This window comes from Roseibium sp. TrichSKD4 (assembly GCF_000148725.1).
GTDB lineage: Bacteria > Pseudomonadota > Alphaproteobacteria > Rhizobiales > Stappiaceae > Roseibium.
On record NZ_GL476313.1, the window covers coordinates 115,648 to 139,711 of the forward strand.

Sequence of the window (24,064 nt, forward strand, 5' to 3'; positions counted from 1 at the left end):
TTTCTAAAGCCGCACGCCGGACGCGCGGTCGAAGATCATCAAATCCTCTGTATTGATCCCAAAGGTGTGGGCTGCCCCTGAAGGAATAGGCGATGCGCTTGGAACTTCGACAAGCACTTCGTTTTCCCCGCACTTGGTCGCGAGAACTGAAAGGGCCCCGAGGTATTCCGACACGATGACTTGCAGGTCGATGGGCGCTCCGATGGTGGGGTCCGTTGTGAACGAACTCGGCCGAATGCCCGCTATCACCTTTCGATCACTTGCATCCTGCAAACGGCTTTGCGCATCTTTCGCAATCGGGACAAGGAAGCCTTCACCCCGTATCCAGAGCTTGCCCTTTTCCTCAATCAGTTCACCTTCCAGAAAGTTCATCGGAGGGCTACCGATGAAACCGGCGACAAACTGATTGACCGGAGATTTAAAGAGCTCTTCAGGCGTTCCTTGTTGCTGAATGATGCCGTCTTTCATCACCACAATCCGGTCGCCAAGGGTCATGGCTTCGACCTGATCATGAGTGACATAGACCATGTTCTTGTCGATGCTATCGCGCATTTCAGCGAGCTCGGTGCGCATCTTGCCGCGCAGCTTCGCATCCAAATTGGAAAGCGGTTCATCGAACAGGAAAGTGCCCGCATCCCGCACCAGAGCACGCCCCATGGCCACCCGTTGACGCTGACCGCCAGAAAGTTCTGCTGGCTTGCGGTTCAAAAGATGCGCAATGCCAAGCATCTTCCCGACCCGCTGAACCTTCTCATCGATCTCCGCTTTAGGGGCTTTGGCAAGACGGAGCGCAAAGGACATGTTTTGCGCGATATTCATATGCGGGTAGAGCGCATAATCTTGGAACACCATTGCGATATCACGCTCTTTAGGCTCCAACCGACTGATCGGAGTTCCGTCAAAGTAGATCTCACCACCCGAAAGGCTTTCCAGACCAGCCAATATGCGAAGGGTGGTCGATTTTCCGCAACCGGACGGCCCCACAAGTACGGTAAACTCTCCGTCGGCCAATGTGAGATCGATCGGTGGCAACACCTTCACCGACCCAAAGCTTTTCTCGACTTTGTCAAAGACGATTTCCGGCACTCTTTCCTCCCAAGCAATACCAGCCGTCTGACAAGACTATCATCTTGTTATCGATAACACTGCCATAGGGAACAGTTGCGATAAAACTGAAAAGAAAAGAAATAACGTTAGCGCTAACGCAAAGATAGATGTAGGTTTCATGCGTTAGTTCGCCTCAATTTACGGAGTTTCGAAAAGGTTGGCTCGAGGAAAAAACAACAAAGAAACTGGGCTAAAGGACATTGCGAAATCAGCTGGGGTGAGCACTATGACCGCCTCACGCGCCCTACGCGGTATAGAAGGCGTATCGGAGAAGAAGCGTAAGGAAATCCAATCTGTTGCAAGAAAGTTAGGCTACCGTCCGAACAGCAATGCAAGATCCCTTGCGACGACCCAATCTGACCTCATTGGAATCTCAATTCCAACGCTGTTCAACAATGTCTTTTCTGAAATTATTGACGGCATGAGACAGACCTTTCAGCAAGCCGGCTATGCAAGCGTGATCGACACAACTGAGTACGATCCTAAGGCTGAATTGGCTTGGGTCGAACGCATGCTGTCTTGGCGTCCAGCCGGTCTGATCCTGACCGGCACAACTCATTCTTCTGAACTCCAAGAAGCACTCAAAGGCACTAAGGTGCCGATTATCGAGATTTGGGATACGACCAACACTCCCATAGACACCTGCGTAGGTATTGACCATTTCTCCGCAGGCCAGCGAGCTGCTGACCACGCCCTTTCACTGGGTTATAAATCTCCAGCCTTTGTCGGCGTTCCTGAAGGGCGCGATCCACGCGCAGATGCACGCCTGTCCGGTATTCAAAGCAGATTTGCACTAAGTCAGCCGGGCCAGAGCGTGCACATCGCTCGGATCATGGACCGCAACAACTTTGTGGTTGGCCACAGCGGAACACTGGATCTTTTTGAGCAAGCAAACCCGGACATCATCTTTTACTTAAATGACCACGTAGCCTTCGGTGGCATGACAGCGTGTGCCAAACTTTCCAAATCGGTCCCGGACAACGTTGGAATATTTGGTTTCAACTCGCTTGATCTGGCCCATGTACTGGAACCGAGTTTGACAACAATTCGCACACCGCGTCGTATGATGGGGCTGACAGCCGCCCGCAACCTGCTTGCACGGATCCATGGAGCAAAAACGGAGCGGGTCACTGTTCTCCCGGTTGAGTTGGTGGAAGGCCAAACAACTCGTTTGCAGCAGTCCTGACAGATCGCTATGCTGAATTGATATCGATAACAATTTTGCAGAGTTAATGACCAAAACCATCAGGATGAAAGACGTGGCCCAAAAGGCCGGCGTATCACCCATGACCGTCTCGCGCGCCTTCAAGGAAGACGCCTCGGTCAACAAGGAGACGCGCCAAAAGATACTCAAGGCTGCTGATGAACTTGGCTATGTTTTCGACAGCACAGCTTCAAATCTACGCAGTCAGAAGTCAGGCTTTGTCGCAGTCACGATCCCATCTTTGAACAATTCAAACTTTGCCGACACCGTAACCGCCCTCTCTGATGAACTGGCGGAACAAAATCTACAACCGCTCCTCGGCTACACGAACTACTCCCCGGAAAAGGAAGAAGAGCTAATTGAGCAGTTTTTGAAGCGGCGCCCGGAAGCAATCGTTGTTACAGGACATCGCCATTCGAAACGTGCTCACCGTCTGTTGGAGAAAGCGAAAATTCCCGTAATCGAAATGTGGGATCAACCGAGTTCCCCCACAGCACACAGCGTTGGTTTTTCAAACACTGCAGCCATGCGGGACTTAACCGCTCAATTGATTAAACTGGGCCACACTGAACTTGCATTTATTGGCGGCGGTCCTGACAGTGATACGCGTGCACAAGATCGACGAAACGGCTTTTTAGAGGCTGTATCGGACCATGGACTAGACCCTTCTCGGCTCATCAACACCAGCAGTACAAATCTGTCTATTCGAGAATCTCTGGACGCGATGGCGGAGCTGATGGCGCAGTTCAAAGGGGCAAAAACGATCCTTTGCGCATCTGACCTATACGCTTTTGGGGCGCTCAGCTTCTGCCAAAGAGCGGGCATAGAGGTTCCAAAAACCATGGCTATAGCCGGATTCGGAGCCTTTGAAATCGCAGCCTGTGCCTGTCCGACAATTACAACAGTCGATGCCAAACCTCATGAGATCGGACAGAAAACCGCATCCCTCATATCGGCCCTGCGAAACAACCCGACATCAGACCTGCAATCCACCGACACGCCCTATCAAATTTTGATGCGTGAGACGACCAACACCCGATTTTAGGCAACTCAATGAGCTTTGCTACGCGTTCTCATTTTCGACAGGTTCAATGGAAGCCGAACCGTTACACTCAACGTCTTGTCCCGCAATGCAGCATCTACCGAGCCGCCACACCCAATACACATTTGCTTCACGATGGATAAGCCCAACCCGCTCGAATGAGTACTGCCGCGTCTTGTTCGACTATCAGATACGCGAACGAAGCGGTCGAAAAGCAGAGGAACGCTCTCCGGCTGCAGGTCAGGCGCGTCGTTGCTGAATGTCAACTCGATTGCTCGTGCGTCCGCCAAAGTGATTGCCACACGACACTCGCCATCGGCACTTGCGTATTTCAGCATGTTTGACAACAAATTATCTATGATATGACGGAACGACTTTTGAGAAATGGAAATCCATTTTCCGGAAGTGGATTTATCTTTCCAAACTCTCAAAAAGAGACCCTCAGCCAAAAAGTGAGGCTCCCACCGGCATAACGCATCTTCCAGCACAGCGGACAAATCTACGCCCAAGTTTTGAGGGTCGGTATCTTCGGGAACGATCTCCAAAGCCTCAATGGAGTGCGTCAGAGCTGACAAATGGCGAAGCTCGTCTAGCATCAGCGAGAAGAACTTTGGATCAGCTTGAAAAACCCCGTCCTCCAGACCTTCAGTGTAGCCACGCAAACTGGTGATCGGGGTTCGCAGCTCATGACCAAGGTCTGCCAAATATCGGGCTCGTCGTTCTTCTTCTTGCCCAAGTGCAGCAGCGAGCGCGTTGATGGTATCTGCCAATCGTCCGACCTCACCTGATTGGGTTTTCGCGCGAACGCTATAGTCACCCTGGCGAAGCCTCTCTGTCGCTTTTACAAGCACCCCCAAAGGGCGGACAATCAGGAGCGTTACGCCAATGGATGCGACCACGGCGAATACCAAGCCAACGAGTATACTCGCCCAAAGCTGACGCTCGACGTCCTCCACAAACATGGCATGAACCTGCCCTGGCTCAATGTTGAAGGTCGACATCAACCGATCAGAATAAGTCTGGCTTTGCCCCATGAACAGCCAATACCAAGCAGCGCCCAGCATGATGACAATGGTCGCGTTGGCAGCCACCATTTGAATTGAAAGCCAGGGCAAGCGACGCAGACGATAGCTCACTGTAGCTTGCGTCCCGCATCGCCAGAAATTGAAATGCGGTAGCCAAATCCTCGGACTGTCTCGATGATTACACCTGCATCATCACCGATTTTAGCTCGCAAGTTGTGTACGTGAACATCGATTGCTTTTGGCCCAACTGCAACGTCATTTCCGTAAAGCAATGAAATGAGTTGCCCTCTGGATAGAACTCGCCTTGGCCGCTCCAGAAGTCCGCGTAGAATTTTGTACTCACAAGGCGTCAAAGAAATTGTACGACCAGACAAATTGCAACTTGGGTGTTCCAGATCCAATTGTATTGGCCCAACTTCCAGCAGCTGAGCTTCTGCCTCGTTAGCCATTTGGCTGCGACGTAAAATTGCCTTAATGCGAACAATCAACTCACGCGGTGAAAATGGCTTGACGACATAGTCATCTGCACCGGCAGCAAATCCCTGAAGAACATTGGTTTCTGAACCGAGGGCCGTCAGAAATAGAATGGGGGTTAACGCACCCTGCGACCGCATCGCCTCGGCAATCTCTGTACCAGTTCTGTGTGGTAGCATCACATCGAAGATACACATGTCAAATGTATCTGAGAGCGCAGCTTGAAACCCTGAAAGACCATCGCGATGCTCGACAACTTCGTGGCCCGAACTTTCAAGGTAGGCACTCAGAAGGTTGAGGATATTCTCATCGTCTTCAACGACTAGGATTTTGGCTTTGGCAGTGATGTCACCCACCTCCCCGGCTGCGTTTTCGTCCGGGAAAAAAGGTGCATGTGTTTGCATAGTGCGTCCAATAACGATCTGGCGACTACTACGTGAATAAAACTGCGCCGTTGCTACAGAGGGGCAACGGCGCATTCAGCGTAGTCTTACTTTTTAAGAAGATCCTCGCGAGAAGTCGCAAAGATCACTTTCCAATTTGTCTCGCCTTTGGAGATGATGGTGTCTGTATCAGCCAGGAAAAGTTTGTTATGGGCCGCCGGGCTACTGTTGAGGTAGAGCTGCCCATCGACGATGGCCCAAAGCTCGGGGTTTGTAGGCACCTTTTTGCCTTTGCTTGCGCCCGCAGAGCACCATCCACCATAAGCTGGCGCATATTTTGCCGGGTTTGCATCAAACAGAGCTTTGTTTTCAGCAGACGCAAAGTGCCATGTTGCGCCTTGATACTTGGATGCAAACTCAGACGAACCGGGTGTTGGCTTACCGACGGTGTGATATGCCACGACATCCGTTCCTCCAACGACCGCACCACCATCGACGAAATGCTCATCAACGGCCAGTGCTTGATGAGCCACGAAGCTGAAAGCCATAGCCATTGAAACTGTCGCGAGTTTTTTTCCGTAAGCGTTCATTTTTGTGTCCTCGGGTGTGAGCTTTGAAAACTTGAAAGAAGAAAGGACATCGCGCTTCCTTCCTCGAGGACTGGGTATAATGCGCCAAGTTTTTGAGCCGGTTTGGGCGGCGTTAGGATTTGGTTAGGATCACAAGCAGGACGGCCATACTGCGGGACTTCCCGAGCAAAAATGTGTCAAACATTACCCAAAAAACCAGAGCTAAGGCGTCCGCCCTGAACAACGTCTAAGCCATTGATGTTGCGCGTGGCCGAAGCAATACGCAAATATTCGATTTGACCGGTTTGGGGATGGGGTTTGTGATCCAGAGCAGCAAAATGATCAGTGCATTGAGGATCAGACGCAGGTTATGACCGGCTGCGGCCAGCAGGGCGTTGATGGCATCGCCATTTTTGCCATTGAGGAAGTTCCGGTCAAGTCGTCCATCTGTTTTCATGTGGCCGATGGTGGCCTCGATCGCTGATCGTCGTTTCAGCTCACGCTTCATCTGTGCCGTCAGCCCGCGCTTCTGGCCGGAGATCATGACCTTGGCGTCGCCCTCATAATCATGCCCCCGATAGCCACGGTCCACATAGACACGCTCAGCTTTGGTGCCGCAGACTTTCTCAGCCTGACTGATGGTGTCATTCAAGGTGTGCCCATCATAGGGATTGCCCTCAAAAGCCCTCGCCGCAAGAACCAATCCTTCCCGATTGGTCGTGGCAATGCCAACCTTGGCCCCGAACTCGTAAGGTGTTCGCGCCTTGCCCTTGGCAATACAGGCCACTTCCGGCGCATGCATGGAATAAATCTTGTTTTTGTCCTTGGGGGTCTGGGCCAGAAGCCGCTCCACCAGTCCCAGCAGACGGGAGAACCGGTGCTCAAGACCTTCGTTGCCTGCGATCTTGCGGGAGATGTCGCGATAGACCCGGCCCAGATAGGTCTTCAGCTTTTTGAGTTCCCGGCGCATCCGCTTGAACTGTTTGGCATGGGCATAACGGCCCGCCATCAAGGCCGCCTTTTTGGCAACTCTGGTATGGCTGCGACGCAAGATGATGCCGGCCCTCTTGGCCTGGCGCACCAGAAGCTGCAAGGCCTTGTGATAAAGACGGCTATCGGTGGGATGGGCAATGGCTTTGGGTTGAACGGTCGTATCAACCAAGACCCGCTCAAGGCTGCTCTTCTTGATCGTCCCGCTCTCAATCGCAACACCTACCGTAGCAGAAAGAAGCTTTTCCATTCCCTCAGGACCAATCCGTTTGCGCCAGCGGGTCATGGTTGAGGGATCAATGGGGAATTGGTGCTGGAAAAACTCAAAACCGCAGAAAGACTGCCAGTAGGGGTTTTCAACCCAACGCTCAACCGTCTCTTCATCGGAAAGATCGTACATGTGCTTGAGAAAGTGCAGCCCGGCCATCAGACGCGTTGGTTTGGCCGGTCGTCCCAAGGGGCGATAATGCCTGCCGAACTCCGCATCAAATTCATCCCAAGGCATCAGACCAGACAGCCGCACCAACGAATGGTTCATATCGATGATTGCGGCCAGGCGTTCCTTGAACAGATCGCCACACCGTTTGTTGCGTTTTGAAGGTCTCATGAGAATATGCCAGAAAATGCGTGCTTCGGATCAACTAACCGGCATATTCACACATCCAAAACCCAATGGGTATCCATACTCTTCAATCAGTTAAGGGGTTTTTCAGCGCGAACTAAGGCGTCAAAAATAAATGACGGCAATCATGCATGACAGCCAGGCGGTTGATGTGGCTCAAGCATTAGCGAAGTTTACCCTCGGCACTCAAGGCCAGCTGACGAAGGTAGTTCATCTGCCGATCTAAATGAGGCCGAAGGTAAAATGCCACTTAAGTGATTAGGAGCCTCCAAACAGAGCTTTAAAGGTATCAATGTTTGCCCGGAAACCTGCTTCAAAATCACCATTTCCAGGATGGTAGACGCTCTCAAACGAGACAACACCTGAATAGCCATCCTGCCTCAGTGCATTTGCCATGGGCTCAAACAAGGGAGCCAGCTGCCCTTTGCCCATTTGCCTCACTTCGAGGGTCGCACGGGGTGTGTCGACGAACACATCCTTGATATGGATGTGCCCAAGGTATCCGTCAGCCACTTCGCGGTAACCTTCAGGAAAGGCGCGCTCATGACACCAGCAATTGTTCGCCGGGTCCCACAACACCTTCAGCACACCCTTGGCACCCAGATCATCAATCAATTTGCGCGCTGTGAAGTTAGAGTTGACCATGGTGCCGTTACCGGTCTCAACAACAAGCGTGAGTGTTTCTTGGCGAGCAAGCTCCACAGCCGGTGCAATCAGCGGTAAAATGCCGTCCCAAGCTCCGTGAGCGACATTCCATTTTTCTGCACCATTTCGCCCCCATAGGATCTGCTCTTTTTTCGGTGTCATGATCCGCACAAGTGGAGCGCCCACCGTATGCGCCATTTCCATAACCCGCTTCAGGGCATCCATGTGCTTGATATGCAGTTCATCTCCGGGCTTGTTAGCGCCTGTCATACCGGCAAAAACGTGCCGAGACAGACAGGAAACAGGCTTCCCCCGGTCCCGCAGCAATTGATCCACCTCTCTGACCTCTGCTGCACTTAAGTCCCCGACCTCGTTTTCACCAATAAACTGAAGTTCGGCATACTTGAGGTCATATTCATCCATCACGTTGACAGCATGTCGAAGATCACGGCTGATGCCGTCGCAAATAACGCCCAGCTCCATCGTTCAAGCACCCCGCGTTTTCTTGGCAGCACTGCGATGCAATTCAGCCCCAATAATGTCTTCAATGACACGGGTACAAACCCAATTGTCACCTTCCGGATGCTTTGTTTTGCCAGCATGAAAAACCTGCATGGCAGCTGCAGCAGTGTGAAGTGGAACTCCCAACTCCTCACCAAGGTTCATTGAAATTGTCAGATCCTTGTGCATTGTGTTGATGTGGCTGCCAGTTCCGACAAACTGCCTATCGATGATTTTCTGCAGAGCGTTGTTAACGACCCCACATCCGGCTGACGATGTTGAAAAGACATCCAGAATCACTTGACCAGATACCCCTGCTTTTGCAGCAAGGGCTGCAGCTTCGAAAGTTGCCGAAAACTGGGCACCGATTAACGACTGAAGGCACGCTTTTACGGTTTGTCCGTCACCCGGTTTATCGCCCACTCGATGAATGTTCGCCGAAACAGCCTGCATAACGGGCGCAAATTGGTCCAATACCGCATGAGGTGCAGCGGCCATCATCGTCAATGTTCCACCCTGGGCACCGGGAAACCCTCCTGAAACAGGGCTGTCGATCAAGTACAAATCCCGATCTTCAAGACGACCACCGATCTCCCGCATCTCTTTTGGCTTGATCGTCGCAGTCATGATGATTGCGGACTTCGGCTTCAAACGTTCAACCAAACCGTCAGGGCCAAAGAGAACATCCTTTACCTGCTCCCCATTCATAACCATCACATATACGGCATCTACCTTGGCTCCTAACTCGGCAGGGCATGTAACTGCATGTCCACCCAAAGCCTTAAAGTCATCCAACCGTTTTTGGGAAACATCGAAACCCCAAGTTTCAAAGCCGTGATGAATGAGGTTCTTTGCCAGACCGGACCCCATATCTCCCAAACCAATAACACCTGCACGCATAGTGCCCTCCTCTTAAGTCTGTCGCTTAGCGACACCAAAAGCGGGGTTTCATACGTCGTTTTGGAGACTGACGCCGGGCGCGTCCGGAAGACACCCGCTGCCCGATCTTCACCGATTTACAAACTGGGAACGTCCACTCCGTCCTCGGCGAAGGTATCCTTTACAAACTCCCACGCACCTCGAAGGTGCTCAACCAAAGCCTCTTCTGCTCTAAGAGGATCACGCTCCAAAATTGCGTCAAAAATCGCCTTATGCGCCCGATAATTTGCAAGATTCCGCTCTCTGGAGCGATCCATCTTTGCCCAATGCGGGGCAAGCCAAGCACTAAACCCCTTGTGAACGGCTGGGAATATTGGATTTCGGCTGGTGTTAAACAGCACCTCGTGAAAGGCCATGTCGCTTTCGAAAAACTGGTCCGAGTCATCGAGCGCAGCCTTGTTTCGCGCCAACGCCGCCTTCAGTGCCGCGATATCCTCTTTTGTTGCATGAAGCGCAGCATCTCGAACCAAGCCTCGCTCGATGAACACACGGCTGCGATAGAGATTTAATACCCCATCCGGTTCATTCAGCATGTAGCGGACGATAGTCCCGGTTGCATCAATCACTGTCGAGTAATCCGGCCGCCTGACAACCGGGCGAAATCGCGGACGCGCTTCAACCAACCCCCTGTTGGCCAGTTGGGCCACTGCTTCCCTAATGACCGTCCGACTCGTACCAAACTCTTCCATCAACTCTCGTTCGGTCGGTAATGGCTTGTCGTTCTTCAATTCTCCGGAAGCAATTCGCGCCTCAATATCGGCAACAACTTCGTCAGCCGCGCGGCGGAGATTAGTAGGCTCACTGCCTGCATTCATTTTTAATCAGACCAAACTACATTTTATGTCAGATAAAAGTTTAACGCCACTTCAGCACCAATCGCAACTGCATTTCTCCCTATCACACAAATCACCCGTAAATTGCCACCTTAGTTTCGGAGAATTACCGCAACGCAACATCGACATCCCGCGATACAGCATATATTTTTACAATCCATTTATATTAAGTCACTTGACTCGTTACGCTAAGTTCGCTTCACTTCTCTAGTTTGGTATGACCAAATTACCGCCAAACGGGAGGGCCGATTGACTGAGATCGAAAGTGTAAGCGTTCGGCTATTCCATATTCCGCTTTCAGAAGTGCTGGTTGACGCAAAACACGGCGACCACACTCATTTCGAGCTTATCACCACAACACTTACCCTGACCGATGGAAGCACTGGGACCGGGTACACCTATACCGGCGGCAAAGGTGGCCACGCGATAGCGGCAATGATCGAGCATGATCTTGCCCCGATGCTGATTGGCCGCAACAGTGAAGACGTCGAACGCCTCTACGAGGCTATGCAGTGGCATGTTCACTATGTGGCCCGTGGCGGAATCGCTTCTTTCGCGATTTCCGCGCTTGATATTGCACTTTGGGACCTTCGCGGAAAACGCACAGCACAAAGCCTCAGCCAAATGGTTGGAGGGCATGACACAACTTGCAAGGCCTATTGCGGCGGCATCGACCTCGGATATTCATTAGAGAAACTGGTTCGCAGTGCAGAGGGTTATCTAAATCGCGGATTTAACGGCGTTAAAATCAAGGTCGGACAACCCAGCCTTGACATGGATATCGAGAGGGTCGCTGCAGTCCGCGCTGCGATCGGTCCAGAAACAGTCTTTATGGTCGACGCCAATTACTCCATGAGCGTTGAGGAGGCCATCAAGGCAGCTGAGGCATTTGCAAAGTTCGACATCCTTTGGTTCGAAGAGCCAACCATACCCGATGACTATGCGGGTTACGCTAAAATCGCGAAAACAACTGGAGTGCCGCTGGCAATGGGGGAAAACCTCCATACGATCCACGAGTTTGGATATGCCCTCCAGCAGTCAGACCTAAGTTTCATTCAACCAGATGCGTCCAATTGCGGAGGAATTACCGGATTTCTGCAGGCAGCCAAACTGGCTAAAACTTATGATATTCCAGTTTGCAGCCATGGCATGCAGGAACTGCATGTTAGCCTCCTCGCAGGCCTAGGGTCAGCAGGCTGGCTTGAGGTTCACTCATTCCCCATCGATCAATACACTCACAGACCACTCCAGACCAAGAACGCTCGCGCCATTGCCCCTGATACACCGGGCATTGGTGTTGAGTTCGATTGGGCCAAGCTCGAAGTCGCTGACCTTCTGTCTAACCAATCAAGGAGGGTGGCGTGACGATTTCTGCAGCCGTCTACCGCGGCGATAAAACCTTTGCGGTCGAACGCAAAATCCACTCTCAGCCTGGCGCGGGTGAAGTTCAAATTGACGTAGCCTATTGCGGCATATGTGGAACAGATCTTCACATTTATCTCGGGCATATGGACCAACGCGTCGGGTTCCAGAGAACCATCGGGCACGAAATGTCTGGCGTAATCTCGGCGCTTGGACCCGATGTTACCGGACTACAAATCGGCCAACACGTGGTCGTTCGGCCACTCTCATCTTGTGGGGAATGCCCCGCTTGCGAGGCTGGAAACGATCACATCTGTCACAACCTGACCTTCATCGGGATCGATACGGACGGGGCATTTCAGGAAAAGTGGAATGTACCAGCACACACAATTCACGTTCTCCCGAATGACCTTCCACTAAAGCATGCCGCTTTGATTGAGCCATTAGCTGTGGCTTGCCATGACGTTGGACGAGGGAGGGTCGCCCCCGGTGAAGATGTGCTCGTCATTGGCGGTGGACCAATCGGCCTACTTGTAGCGATAGCCGCTCGCCATGCAGGGGCTAGGGTTACCATCAGCGAGATCTCGGAAAGCAGGTTGGAATACGCAGCCCAACTCGGGTTCTCTACGATCAATCCAGCCAGCACCAACGCCGCAGAGGCCATTGACAAAGCGACAAAAGGCAAAGGTGCTGATGTTGTTTTCGAAGTATCCGGAAGTCAGGCAGGTGTCGACCTTATGACCGAGGTTGTTGCAGCTCGCGGACGCATCGTGATGGTTGCGATCCACGCGACCAAACCCAGCATTGATCTCTTCCGATTTTTCTGGAGAGAAATCGAGTTGTTGGGTGCCCGCGTTTATCGCCCGGAAGACTACGACAAAGCGATCGAACTTCTGACTTCAAAGGTAATGGATGCGGAAACATTCATAACTGACATACGAGGCCTCGATGACATTCAATCAGCATTTGAAGCCCTTGCCTCCAACTCAAGAGCGATCAAATCCATGATCCAAGTCGGAAATAACCTCACATGAGCGTACTTGATCGTTTCAAGCTAACCGGACAAACAGCACTTGTGACTGGCGCACGTCGAGGTATCGGCTTGGGAATAGCTGTCGCGCTGGCGGAAGCCGGGGCAAATATCATTGCGGTCAGCGCCTCATTGGAAAGCGCTGGAAGTGATATTGAAAAGGAGGTAACCGCGCTTGGCCGCTCCTTCAAAGGGTACAGATGCGACTTTTCAAAACGGCGGGACGTCACGGATTTTACCGCTCAAGTGCTCAACGAAAACCCGCATATAGACATTCTGGTCAACAACGCCGGTACAATCAGGCGAAAACCGGCTGCCGAACATGATGATGCTCTTTGGGACGAAGTGATCGAAACGAACCTGTCCTCTCAGTTCGTTCTGACGCGCGAAATTGGGCGGTCGATGATCGAGCGAGGGTCCGGCAAAATCATCTTCACCGCATCGCTACTTACCTATCAAGGCGGAATCACAGTTCCCGGTTATTCGGCGTCGAAAGGTGGTGTTGGCCAATTGACCAAGTCATTCGCCAACGAATGGGCTAGAAAGGGCGTGAATGTGAACGCAATCGCTCCAGGTTACGTCGACACGGATAACACAGAAGCTTTGCGCAACGATTCTGTCCGATCAAAATCCATTTTGGAACGCATCCCCGCTGGTCGGTGGGGGACGCCCGCAGACTTTGGCGGAGCAGCTGTTTTCTTGGCCTCATCTGCCTCAGACTATGTACATGGCGAGATTCTCACCGTGGATGGTGGGTGGATGGGACGATAAGTGCTTTTCGGGTTTTGGAGGCCCGAGAACGCCGGCTGGCTGGGAGGACATAGCTGGCCGACAATACGCTATTTCATGGCGACCCCGGACCTCGGAAACAAGGCCCGGTTCACTAGAGTAATTGGGAGGAACAAATGCTCAAGAAACTGAAGAACTTGATGATGGCAGGCGCAGGCGTCGCCGCGCTTGGTCTTGCTGTAGTTGCAATGCCAAGTGATGCGTCAGCTGACGGACATGCCAAAACCAAGTTGCGTATTCAAACTCACTTCTCGACTGAAACCCTGTCTGGCCAAATGGCGCAAGAGTTCATTGATGACGTGACCGCCATGTCGAATGGCGAGATCGAAATCGAAATGTTCTTTGCCTCTTCCGTTGTGAAGTCAGCCGAGACGTTCGACGCCGCAGCCACGGGCATTCTCGACTGCGACATGACCGGTGGGGCTTACCAAACCGGCAAAAACCCGGCCTTCCAGTTCGCTGGCGACCTAACCGGCGGTTATCAAAACCCTTATCAGCAATATGCATGGCTTCTGCATGGCGGCGGTTATGACCGTTTGAACGAACTCTACATGCAACAACATGGAGTTTATTGGTTGGTGGATCCAGGTCCTGAGTCTCTCTCATCAACAAAATCCTTCACCGGTGTTGCTGATCTGAAAGGTTGGAAGTCCGTCGCTCCTGCGTCATCACAAATATCTTCACGAAGCTCGGCGCGTCTCCAATCGTGATGGACTTCAACGAGATCTTTACGGCGCTTGAAACCGGCATCATCGATGGTGCGGACGCAGCCAACATCACCAACAACGTTGGCCTCGGTCTGTATGATATCGCGACAGAAACCAACTATCCCGGTTTCCACTCCATGCCAGCAGACCACCTTGCATGTCGTAAGGATATCTGGGACGCAATGCCGGACCATCATAAGGCAATCCTCAAAGTTGGTATGCAGGCTCTGGGCCTCAAGAACTCCACGATCAACGAAGTGAAAAACGCCCAAACAGCGAAAATGCTGCGCAAAAAAGGCGTGAAGCTGAACACCTGGTCTGACGAAGACCTGGCGATATACCGTCAGGCTGTTCAAGAGTCTTGGGCTGAGTTTGCGACCACTCCGGAAGCTAAGTCTCTTCTGGAAAGCCACTTGGCCTTCCTTCGTGACTTGGGTGCGATGAAATAAGTCGCACACATTAGGCGATGAGGCGGCGGGATTTTCCCGCCGTACTCTTCCGCGTGACGATTAATGAAGATCACATCCGTCAAAAGCCACGTTTTGCGTTACGCGCTTCCTGAAACGCTCGGCTATTCGCAGCAATTCTACACGCACCGAACTGCACATCTCGTCGAGGTGCAGACGGATGAAGGCGTGGTTGGTTGGGGAGAGTGTTTTGGACCGGGACCAGTGGCACTGGCGAACAAGGCAATTGTCGAAGGCGTGATAGCACCGATCATTGAAGGCGATAACCCTCTGAACAAGGATGTGATTTGGCACAAGGTGTACAACCTTCTGCGAGATCACGGACAAAAAGGCATGCCGCTCCAGGCGTTGTCTGGCGTTGATATCGCGCTTTGGGACATCGTCGGGAAAGTCGCCAACTTACCAGTTTATGCGCTGTTAGGCGGCAAACACCGTGATCGAATTGAAGTTTATGGCTATGGCATGATGCTGAGGCCAGAACCGGTAGTCGAAATGATCGCTCGATTTCGCGACGAAGCAGCCAGCATTCGCGATGCGGGCTTTGTTGCCACGAAAATGAAGCTCGGTCTCGGCGTTAAAGACGATATCAAACTTGCGACAGCCGTTCGGGAAGGTGTTGGCGACGACTATCGGTTTATGGCCGATGCCAATCATTGTTACACGACCAGTGATGCTCTGGCAGTGGGCCGAGCGCTTGATGAGCTGGATGCCTATTGGTTTGAAGAACCGGTCGCACCGGAAGACCATGATGGCTATCGCGAATTGCGCAGCTCACTCAAAACGAACATTGCCGGTGGAGAAGCTGAATTTAACCGCTGGGGATGGCGAACCCTTCTGGAAAGTCGAGGTCTGGGGATCGCCCAGCCCGAAGTCTGTGCGCTTGGTGGTATCAGCGAATACCAGCGCGTTTTGGCGCTCTGCCACGCGCACTTCACCCCGGTAGTCAATCACGTTTGGGGGTCTGCAGTCGCGGTCGCAACCAACTTGCATTTGCTGGCTGCAATGCCTGCTTTGCCCGGCGGGCTTCATCCATGGGAGCCAATGCTGGAATTCGACACAACACATAATGATTTTCGCGATGGCCTATTGAAACAGCCGCTCGACATCCAGGGTCAAATCAAGGCGTCGGGAGGGTATGCATGCGCTCCTGAAGGACCAGGCCTTGGCATTGAACCGGATCGCGATTTCATAGCGCATCACACAATTCATTGATTGAGGGGGGAAGAATGGCAAAAAAGTCCGGAGGCATACGTGAATGGATCATTCCCTTCGCATTCGCTCTTTGCGCTGGTTGGGTGATTTGGCACGGCCCTGCCTATATCCTCGATTTCTTTCCTCATGCGAATGAAAGCATGACGGCACAAATTACCGAATTACATGAGCGCAAGGATGTGTCACCGGGACTTCCCGGCATGTTTGGCGGCATCATGGATTTTGTTGATTGGACAGCGCTTTTGCTGTTGCCCGTTATCTTGGTCCTGGGGATGCGAAACGTTGTGCACGCCCACATGGAGTATCCCGACTATACAAGGTTCGACTTGTTCGCACTCTTCCTGGGAAGGGTCACCATGATCCTGATCATCTCGATGACGCTTGTGATGCTCTACGAGGTATTCCTGCGATATGTGATTGAGGCACCGACCCTGTGGGCAAATGAGCTTACGCTCTGGATTGCCGGTTTCGTGTTTTTGATCTCTGGGATCTATGCAATGCAGCAGCGTTGCCACATCCGCATCTTCATATTGTACGACATCTTCCCGCGACCCATTCGAAAAGCATGTGATGTGCTTTCGACTGTCTTGTTGTGCCTTTTCGCCTTCTTCCTTGTGTTTGGCAGCTACAAACAGGTGTTTGGCATCAAGTTCCACCGCTGGGAGATGTTCGGAACCGCATTTGATCCTCCAATTCCGGCCACCATCCAGCCTGCCATTCTGGTGGTTGTCTGTCTTGTTGCACTTCAAGCCGTTCTCAATCTGATCGCAGATTGGCATCAGAACCCCGACGACATTCCAGATGAGTTGGTTGACGAAGAAGAACTGGAAGCAATCAAGAAAAGTGTGGGGTCAAGCTAATGGATATCGGCACAATCTCCATAATCCTTGTTTTCGGATTACTTTTTCTGCTCGCGATTGGTATGCCGCTCGGCTTTGCATCTGCAATTCTGGCTGCGCTCGTCATGGTGATGAAGTTTGAGCCGGCTCTTTTGACCGATCCCTTCAGTTTCGGAGAAGGCTTGCTGACCCGCAATCCAGGCACTGGGCCGTTGTATATTCTCACTCAAAAGATCTTCGATCTGATGACTGAGTACGTTCTCATTTCCGTGCCTTTGTTTATTTTCATGGCTGCACTTTTGGAGCGCTCAGGCATTGCCAAGCAAATGTACGATAGCTTGGACTTCTGGTTGAGCAGGGTGCGCGGCGGAGTGGCGATCGTCACCTCGATCATGGCCGTCTTAATGGCCGCCATGTCCGGGATCATTGGCGGAGAGGTCGTCCTGCTGGGTCTCATTGCATTACCGCAAATGCTGCGCCTTGGATACAATCAGAACCTTGCGATTGGAACGATCTGCGCATCTGGCTCCTTGGGCACCATGATCCCCCCATCCATCGTTTTGATCATCTTTGGCTTGATCACGGAAACGTCGATCAAGGCGCTTTTTACGGGTGCGTTCATTCCAGGCTTCATGCTTGCAACATTCATCATCCTCTACATTGTCATCAGAACCCAACTCGATCCAAGCCAGGCGCCTTTGCCCGAACCCCGTCCAGATGACCCACAAGGCGCTGAAAAAGGACTTATGTTCCTCGGGTTTGTTTCGGCTGTCATTGCCAGCATCTGTGCAGCCTTGTTAGCGCGGATCGCTTTTTACAGCGCAACAGGACGGAATGTTGCGGTTAATGACCGCTTCGAACCGCCCACTCTTGGAATGGTCTCGGATCTGCCTCTGATCCTCGGCCTACTAGCCGTCTGCCTCACAATCATATTCTTTCTTGTTGGACGCGAACGCACATCCGCAGGCTGGAAGCATGGCAAGGGATTGGTTCCACCTATCACGGTCATTGGGATTGTTCTTGGATCAATTTATGGGGGCGTAACCGGGATTACCGAAGCAGCCGGAATGGGGGCATTGGCTGTTTTCCTGATAGCCCTCTTCAGAGGTGAAGCTTCCGTAGACCTTCTCTGGGTCTCAATGATGCGTACCTTGCGGTCAACAGGCACAATCATATGGGTGACCATAGGGGCTGCCGCCCTGGCCGGCGCCTATACGCTTGCTGGCGGCCCAACCTACATTGCTCAGCTCATCATTGGCGCTGAAATGCCGACCATGCTGGTCATTTTGACCATGATGTTGATCCTGCTCTTCATGGGCGCCTTCATGGATTGGGTCGGGATCGTGCTTCTGATCATACCAGTGTTTTTGCCTATCGTTCAGCGCTTGCCGGTCGAGGAAATCGGCTTGATTGGCGAATTACATCCAACGCACGTGGCTGTTTGGTTCGGTGTTTTGTTCTGCATGAACATGCAGGTCAGCTTCCTGTCACCGCCCTTTGGCCCTGCTGCCTTCTATCTGAAGTCGGTTGCTCCAGCGCACATATCCCTCACCGATATTTTCCGCGGCTTCCTGCCGTTCATCGGTATTCAAATACTCGCACTGGCCGTTCTGCTTATCTGGCCGTCAATCGTGACACTGCTGCTCTGAGGAAGGGGAAGACCAATGCTGACAGAAAGCCAAGTCGAATTCTTCAATACCAACGGTTATCTCGTAGTCGAGGATTTGGTTGATCAGGAAACGCTGGAAAATGTTCGGGCAGAGTATTCAAAGTTGATGGATCAGCTTTATGCCGGGTGGGCTGCCGAGGGCAAAGTGCCGCCTCCAACGCCCGGCATGGAGTTTTGGGACAAGCTGGACATAGCCTTTCGAGGTGGGTTCGATTGGTATCAACCATTCGATATCAGCCTGCCGCATGACAACATTACTGACGAAACACCGATGCATTTCGGTCCTGCTGTTTTCAGCCTGGTCCGAAGCAAGAAGATACTGGATGCTGTTGAGACATTGATCGGTTCGGAAATCACCTCCAATCCCATCCAGCATGTTCGTATCAAACCACCGCAAAAAGCCGTCGATGCCTCAGAAATTCGCGCTCATGTTGTCGCGACAGACTGGCATCAGGATATGGGTGTCACCCTCCCAGAAGCCGATAACACCAAATTCGTCACCGTATGGCTGGCCATAACAGACGCAACAATCGAAAATGGCTGCCTTCAGGTCGCCACAGGCAATTACAAAGAAATGTTGCCTCATTGCACAAAGAAGCAAACAGGAATTGCGGATCAATTCATACCAACTGACAAAGCGACACCGTTGCCGGTAAAAGCTGGCGGAGCCGTCATCTTCCATCCGCTTACACCTCACGGCTCCTTGTCTAACAATTCGGATGGATACCGGTGGTCTTTTGATCTGCGATACAATGTGACCGGTCAACCGACAGGCCGCAGTCACTTTCCCGAATTTGTTGCTCGCTCAAGATCCAATCCTGAAAACGAACTCAAGGATTGGCAAGAGTGGCGTCAATTGTGGAGTGACGCTAGGTATCGATTGGCACGGAGCGAACACATCCCACAACACCGTTGGGATTCAAACAGCCCTTATTGCGCATAGAGCTCCCATGAAAACCATCTGCTTGGATAATTCGGACAATGTCGCCGTCGCTCGGTCGAGGCTCGAAAGTGGTGAAACCGTTGATGGAGTCACGCTTAAAGAGGCAGTACCAACAGGACACAAGCTTGCGATACAGCCGATTGCAGCTGGCCACGCAATCCGCAAATACGCTCAAATTATAGGATACGCAGCCACTGACATTGCCGCCGGCTGTCATGTTCACACGCACAACATAGAATTTCGAAACGTCTCTGGGACCTATGAGTTTTCGACGAACCTTCGCTCTGCCGATATGGTTCCCGAGACGCAACGTGACACATTCATGGGGTATCGCCGCAAAAATGGTCAGGTCGGCACACGCAACTACATTGCAATCCTGACGTCGGTAAATTGCTCTGCGACTGCCGCTCGCAAGATCGCCGCCGCCTTTGGCCCAAAGGAACTTGCAGCCTATCCGAATGTCGACGGCGTCGTGGCTTTTGTTCATGGCACGGGCTGCGGTATGGCCGGTTCTGGAGATGGTTTCAGCGCGCTTCAGCGGGTGATGTGGGGTTATGCGCGCCATGCCAACCATGGCGGAGTTCTGATGGTTGGCCTCGGCTGTGAAATGAACCAGATCGACTGGCTTCTTGAAGCTTACGGGATCGAAAAGGGCCCGCTGTTCCAAACCATGAACATTCAAGATGTGGCAGGCCTGCGCAAAACTGTCGAATTGGGCATTGAAAAAGTGCGCGCAATGTTGCCGATCGCCAATGAAGCACGCCGGGAAGTATGCCCGGCTTCCGAATTAACGGTTGCGTTGCAATGTGGCGGATCTGATGCATGGTCCGGCGTGACAGCAAACCCGGCGCTCGGCTATGCGTGTGACCTTCTTGTCGCCCAGGGCGGGACTGGCGTCTTGGCGGAAACGCCAGAAATCTATGGAGCAGAACATCTCCTGACCCAACGGGCTATAGATCGGAAAACTGGCGAAAAACTGATCGACCTCATCAGGTGGTGGGAGGATTACACCGAGCGCAACAAAGGGTCGATGGATAACAATCCGAGCCCCGGTAATAAAAAGGGTGGATTGACAACGATCCTCGAAAAATCACTTGGCGCTGCGGCCAAGGGAGGCACAACACCTCTGACGGGGGTCTACAAATACGGCGAACCAGTCACAACCAAGGGGTTCACCTTCATGGATTCCCCGGGCTATGACCCGGCCTCGGTGACTGGCCAAATCGCGTCGGGCTGCAATCTGGTGACCTTCACCACAGGGCGCGGCTCTGCCTTTGGATGCAAGCCGTCCCCTTCAATCAAGATTGCCACCAATACCCCTATGTTTGAGCGGATGGTTGAAGACATGGATGTCAACGCTGGAGCCATGCTGAGCAATGGTGTCAGCTTGGAAGACAAGGGGCGCGAGATCTATGAGTTATTCTTGCGGGTTGCGTCCGGCGAGCAAACCAAATCGGAAGCGCAAGGGCTTGGCGATTATGAGTTTGTTCCCTGGCAAATAGGGGCTGTGATGTGACCTCTGCAGCGCAAATTCGTCTGGCTGTTTTGGGCGCAGGCTTGGTGGGTGCTCGGCATGCCGAACATGTGCACCAACACCTTGAAACCACACTCAGCTGGATCGTTGATCCAAACCCGGAAACCAGACTGATCGCTGAGCGGACCGGCAGCAACTGGGCTCCGAGTTTGAGGGATGTCCCCGCTGGCAGTTGTGATGCTGCAATTGTTGCCACACCCAATTCCGATCATCTTCCAAGTGGGTTGCAATGTGCTGAAAGAGGTTGGCCCTGCCTGATTGAAAAACCAATTGCAGATACTCAGGCAAACGCAAAGGCCCTGATCAGTGCTTTTCAGGAAGCAGGACTACCGCTGCTGATCGGCCACCACAGACGCTACCATCCGTTTGTTCCTGAGGCTCAAGGCCTGTTGCAATCCGGAAAAATTGGAACTCCTGTCTTTGCGTCAATCCTGTGGGCTGTTCGCAAACCCGATAGCTATTTCGCTGCCAGTCAATGGCGCAAAGGGGCATCCGGTGGACCATTGATGATCAACTTCATCCATGAGGCTGATCTGCTCTTGTCCTTGTTTGGACCGGTGGAGGAGCTTCAAGCGATGACGAGCAACGCTGTTCGGGAGGAACCTGTTGAGGACACCGCCGCCGTCAACATTCGGTTCAAATCCGGAATGTTGGCCACCATCATTCTAACGGATGCCTCTTTATCACCATGGAGTTTTGAAGGCGCCAGCGGTGAAAACCCGACAATCGCCGAAACTGGCATCTCCTCTTGGCGCATTGGCGGGACACAAGGCAGTTTTGATTTTCCAAGCCTGAATGTTTGGAAGGATGCGGAAGGCGGGCAAGGTGATTGGTCAAAGCCACTCACCATGGATCAAATTCCAATGTCCAAAATCGCTCCGCTAGAAGCTCAGCTTTCTCATTTCGCGGCACTTGTGCGCGGTGATACCGACTCTCCCTTGGTGAGTGGGAGAGACGGTCTGGCCGCTCTTGAACTTGTTGAGGCAGTCCTGAACGCGGCCAAGCCGAGCCAAACTATCCGACCTGGAAACAGAAACACATCAAAGGTCAGCGCTCATATCTGACCCAGTTTTGGAGACGCACACATGTCAAACCCAACCATCGGCTTTATTGGCATCGGCCTCATGGGTGCTGCAATGTGCAACCGCCTCATCGACAAGGGCCGCTCCTTGGTTATCGTTGCAAATCGTTCGCGAGAACGCGTTGACGCATTGGTGGGCCGAGGCGCCCATGAAGTCAGCACGGCTCGCGAGGTGGCAGAAGCGAGCGATATCGTCATGATCTGCATTGATACATCAGCTTCCGTTGAGCAGCGAATGCAAGGCGGCGATGGCATCTTGGCAGGGCTCTCAAACGGCAAGGTTGTCATAGATTTTGGAACATCATTACCCGGCTCAACCAGAGCACTGGGAGCACTTGTCGCCGAAAAAGGCGCAACATATCTCGATAGTCCAATTGGACGGACACCCAGCCATGCTCTTGAAGGCAAGTTAAACCTCATGTGTTCTGGCGAACGCAGCGGATTTGATAAGGTGTTGCCGGTGCTTGAGGATGTAGGAGAAAACGTATTTCACCTAGGTGCACTTGGAACCGGCCATACAATCAAGCTGATCAACAATTTCTATGCTCAAACAGTTGCCAATGCCATGGCTGAATCTTTCGCAATCGCCGACAAGGCGGGCGTAGATCGACAATCCTTGTATGACGTCATGTCGGCTAGGCCATTGGCTAGCGGAATGATGGATTTCATCAAGGCCTATGCCATTGAGGGAAATCCAGATAACCTGGCGTTTTCGATAAAAAATGCCCGCAAAGATGTAGGTTACTATGCACTCATGGCAGAACAATTGGGTGTTGAAAGCCTTATGGCAACAGGAGCCAAGCAAGCACTTGGGCTATCGATAGCCTCAGGCAGGGGCGAAGAGTTTGTCCCAAAACAGGTCGATTTCTTCACAGAACTTTATGGAAGCACCAAGGCCCCAGGGTAAGTCTGGGTGCGTAGGTTTCATTCTGATGGAGAGGGTAACCTCGCGGTGCTCGGCATTGGATTGATCCTCGCCGCCAATTTCCTTTTCTCATTCATAGACACAGGTTCCAAGTGGCTGGCCCTATTGGGTTTGCCAGCATTGCAACTAGCTTTTGTGCGCTACTTGGGACATTTAGCAATATCCGTTGGGCTCGCAGGAACGTCGGGATTGTCTGCCGACACACTCAGATGTCAGGACCCGTTTTTGGTGCTGCTTCGAGCTGTGTTTCTCACCGCTTCAACTGTTTTGAACTTTGTAGCACTGAGGCATCTGCCCCTATCCGTTACCTCCACGATCCTGTTTTCCGCCCCGCTCCTGATTTGTGCACTATCCTGGCCACTGTTGCGGGAACGGGTGGGCATGTTTCGATGGTCAGCCATTATTCTCGGGTTTTGCGGGGTAATAATTGTCATCCGCCCGCTCGGAGAGAGTTTTCACTGGGCCATGCTCCTCTCTCTGGGCGCAGCGTTTATGTTTGCCCTCTATTCGATCCTGACCCGGAAATTGGCAAACAGAGTATCGACCGATACTCAGCAGATGTATGCCGGTTTGGTTGGCACAATCATTTTGGCTCCATTTGCCCTCCTCCAATGGCAAAATCCCACCAACTCCTTTCAGTGGCTTGTATTATGTTCATTAGGCTTTTTCGGTTGGGCAGGGCATCAGCTTCTCACAAATGCCCTTCGCCACGCGCCAGCTAATCTGCTCATGCCATTTGGATATTCGTTTATTATCTATCTGACTATTTGGAGCTACGTCGTCTTCGACACCTTACCCGATTTCTGGACGGTAATTGGCGCACTCGTCATTGTCGTTGCTGGATTGATTATTTGGGCTCGCGAACTGCAGAGGGGATAGTGTCATATGCGGCCCATTTATTGGGCTCTCCCCAAACCGCACAATCGCGGAGGGAGCATCAATTCGTTCGGCTCCGCGCGCCCTTTTTTAGCATGCATGATTTGCTCACTTGTTCTGGCAATGTTGGCTTTTTCGACAATTTCGTCGCCTTACCCAGATTGCTGGTTCAATTCTTTCTTGGTGATATCGGTTTGACATTCGGTTCTGCAAAGAGACAAAAAACCCGCCATCTTTTTGAGATAGCGGGTTTTTGTATTTGGTTGCGGGAGCCTGATTGCGCTGAGACTTGTAAT

At 52.3% G+C, this 24,064-nt stretch carries 21 protein-coding genes and 1 pseudogene; 14 read left to right on the forward strand and 8 right to left on the reverse strand.

The features are described from left to right. Positions 1–3: 3 nt before the first annotated feature. Positions 4–1,086, reverse strand: a complete 1,083-nt coding sequence (locus tag TRICHSKD4_RS11730) for an ABC transporter ATP-binding protein (RefSeq protein ID WP_009467471.1) — start codon at positions 1,084–1,086, stop codon at positions 4–6. Between the two features lie 178 nt (positions 1,087–1,264). Between TRICHSKD4_RS11730 and TRICHSKD4_RS11735 the strand changes: the two genes are divergently transcribed. Next, complete coding sequence (locus TRICHSKD4_RS11735; protein ID WP_009467472.1) at positions 1,265–2,293, forward strand: LacI family DNA-binding transcriptional regulator; 1,029 nt, start codon at positions 1,265–1,267, stop codon at positions 2,291–2,293. Positions 2,294–2,339: 46 nt separating this feature from the next. Continuing rightward, positions 2,340–3,356, forward strand: coding sequence for a substrate-binding domain-containing protein (locus tag TRICHSKD4_RS11740; protein ID WP_009467473.1), 1,017 nt, complete (start codon positions 2,340–2,342; stop codon positions 3,354–3,356). Positions 3,357–3,361: 5 nt separating this feature from the next. Here TRICHSKD4_RS11740 and TRICHSKD4_RS11745 read toward each other — a convergent pair whose 3' ends face one another. From TRICHSKD4_RS11745 to TRICHSKD4_RS11775, 7 genes are all read right to left on the reverse strand, one after another. Then, positions 3,362–4,489: an ATP-binding protein gene (locus TRICHSKD4_RS11745; RefSeq protein WP_009467474.1), complete on the reverse strand. Its 1,128-nt coding sequence runs from the start codon at positions 4,487–4,489 to the stop codon at positions 3,362–3,364. Then, a complete protein-coding gene (locus TRICHSKD4_RS11750) occupies positions 4,486–5,256 on the reverse strand; it encodes a response regulator transcription factor (RefSeq protein ID WP_009467475.1) in 771 nt (256 codons plus the stop codon). The genes TRICHSKD4_RS11745 and TRICHSKD4_RS11750 overlap by 4 nt, the downstream gene beginning before the upstream one ends. An 86-nt stretch (positions 5,257–5,342) precedes the next feature. Beyond that, positions 5,343–5,825: a YHS domain-containing (seleno)protein gene (locus tag TRICHSKD4_RS11755; RefSeq protein WP_009467476.1), complete on the reverse strand. Its 483-nt coding sequence runs from the start codon at positions 5,823–5,825 to the stop codon at positions 5,343–5,345. Between the two features lie 226 nt (positions 5,826–6,051). Further along, positions 6,052–7,401, reverse strand: a complete 1,350-nt coding sequence (locus tag TRICHSKD4_RS11760; RefSeq protein WP_009465529.1) for an IS5 family transposase — start codon at positions 7,399–7,401, stop codon at positions 6,052–6,054. Between the two features lie 273 nt (positions 7,402–7,674). Further along, positions 7,675–8,544 carry a sugar phosphate isomerase/epimerase gene (locus TRICHSKD4_RS11765; protein WP_009467478.1) on the reverse strand — a complete coding sequence of 290 codons (870 nt, stop codon included), beginning with the start codon at positions 8,542–8,544 and terminating at the stop codon, positions 7,675–7,677. Between the two features lie 3 nt (positions 8,545–8,547). Continuing rightward, positions 8,548–9,462, reverse strand: coding sequence for an NAD(P)-dependent oxidoreductase (locus TRICHSKD4_RS11770; RefSeq protein ID WP_009467479.1), 915 nt, complete (start codon positions 9,460–9,462; stop codon positions 8,548–8,550). A 116-nt stretch (positions 9,463–9,578) separates the two neighbouring features. Next, positions 9,579–10,316 carry an FCD domain-containing protein gene (locus TRICHSKD4_RS11775; RefSeq protein WP_009467480.1) on the reverse strand — a complete coding sequence of 246 codons (738 nt, stop codon included), beginning with the start codon at positions 10,314–10,316 and terminating at the stop codon, positions 9,579–9,581. A 267-nt stretch (positions 10,317–10,583) separates the two neighbouring features. Between TRICHSKD4_RS11775 and TRICHSKD4_RS11780 the strand changes: the two genes are divergently transcribed. The 12 genes and pseudogenes from TRICHSKD4_RS11780 to TRICHSKD4_RS11835 all read left to right on the forward strand — a co-directional run bounded on the left by TRICHSKD4_RS11780 (position 10,584) and on the right by TRICHSKD4_RS11835 (position 23,771). After that, on the forward strand, positions 10,584–11,699 hold the full coding sequence (locus TRICHSKD4_RS11780) for a mandelate racemase/muconate lactonizing enzyme family protein (RefSeq protein ID WP_009467481.1): 1,116 nt from the start codon (positions 10,584–10,586) through the stop codon (positions 11,697–11,699). Continuing rightward, positions 11,696–12,730, forward strand: a complete 1,035-nt coding sequence (locus tag TRICHSKD4_RS11785) for a (R,R)-butanediol dehydrogenase (protein WP_009467482.1) — start codon at positions 11,696–11,698, stop codon at positions 12,728–12,730. The genes TRICHSKD4_RS11780 and TRICHSKD4_RS11785 overlap by 4 nt, the downstream gene beginning before the upstream one ends. After that, on the forward strand, positions 12,727–13,497 hold the full coding sequence (locus tag TRICHSKD4_RS11790; RefSeq protein ID WP_009467483.1) for an SDR family oxidoreductase: 771 nt from the start codon (positions 12,727–12,729) through the stop codon (positions 13,495–13,497). The genes TRICHSKD4_RS11785 and TRICHSKD4_RS11790 overlap by 4 nt, the downstream gene beginning before the upstream one ends. Positions 13,498–13,823: 326 nt before the next feature. Continuing rightward, positions 13,824–14,671: pseudogene (gene dctP, locus TRICHSKD4_RS31675) on the forward strand (TRAP transporter substrate-binding protein DctP). A gap of 63 nt (positions 14,672–14,734) precedes the next feature. Beyond that, complete coding sequence (locus TRICHSKD4_RS11800; RefSeq protein ID WP_009467486.1) at positions 14,735–15,901, forward strand: mandelate racemase/muconate lactonizing enzyme family protein; 1,167 nt, start codon at positions 14,735–14,737, stop codon at positions 15,899–15,901. Positions 15,902–15,915: 14 nt separating this feature from the next. Continuing rightward, positions 15,916–16,761 carry a TRAP transporter small permease subunit gene (locus TRICHSKD4_RS11805; protein WP_009467487.1) on the forward strand — a complete coding sequence of 282 codons (846 nt, stop codon included), beginning with the start codon at positions 15,916–15,918 and terminating at the stop codon, positions 16,759–16,761. Further along, positions 16,761–18,389 carry a TRAP transporter large permease subunit gene (locus TRICHSKD4_RS11810; protein WP_009467488.1) on the forward strand — a complete coding sequence of 543 codons (1,629 nt, stop codon included), beginning with the start codon at positions 16,761–16,763 and terminating at the stop codon, positions 18,387–18,389. Before TRICHSKD4_RS11805 ends, TRICHSKD4_RS11810 begins: the two co-directional genes overlap by 1 nt. 15 nt (positions 18,390–18,404) lie before the next feature. After that, positions 18,405–19,352, forward strand: coding sequence for a phytanoyl-CoA dioxygenase family protein (locus tag TRICHSKD4_RS11815; protein ID WP_009467489.1), 948 nt, complete (start codon positions 18,405–18,407; stop codon positions 19,350–19,352). Positions 19,353–19,359: 7 nt separating this feature from the next. After that, on the forward strand, positions 19,360–20,868 hold the full coding sequence (locus TRICHSKD4_RS11820; RefSeq protein WP_009467490.1) for a UxaA family hydrolase: 1,509 nt from the start codon (positions 19,360–19,362) through the stop codon (positions 20,866–20,868). After that, positions 20,865–21,950, forward strand: coding sequence for a Gfo/Idh/MocA family protein (locus TRICHSKD4_RS11825; RefSeq protein WP_009467491.1), 1,086 nt, complete (start codon positions 20,865–20,867; stop codon positions 21,948–21,950). Before TRICHSKD4_RS11820 ends, TRICHSKD4_RS11825 begins: the two co-directional genes overlap by 4 nt. A gap of 21 nt (positions 21,951–21,971) precedes the next feature. After that, positions 21,972–22,874: an NAD(P)-dependent oxidoreductase gene (locus TRICHSKD4_RS11830; protein WP_009467492.1), complete on the forward strand. Its 903-nt coding sequence runs from the start codon at positions 21,972–21,974 to the stop codon at positions 22,872–22,874. 60 nt (positions 22,875–22,934) lie between these two features. Then, the gene (locus TRICHSKD4_RS11835; RefSeq protein WP_247642811.1) at positions 22,935–23,771 is read left to right on the forward strand and encodes a DMT family transporter; all 837 of its coding nucleotides are present in this window, start codon (positions 22,935–22,937) and stop codon (positions 23,769–23,771) included. Positions 23,772–24,064 lie beyond the last annotated feature (293 nt).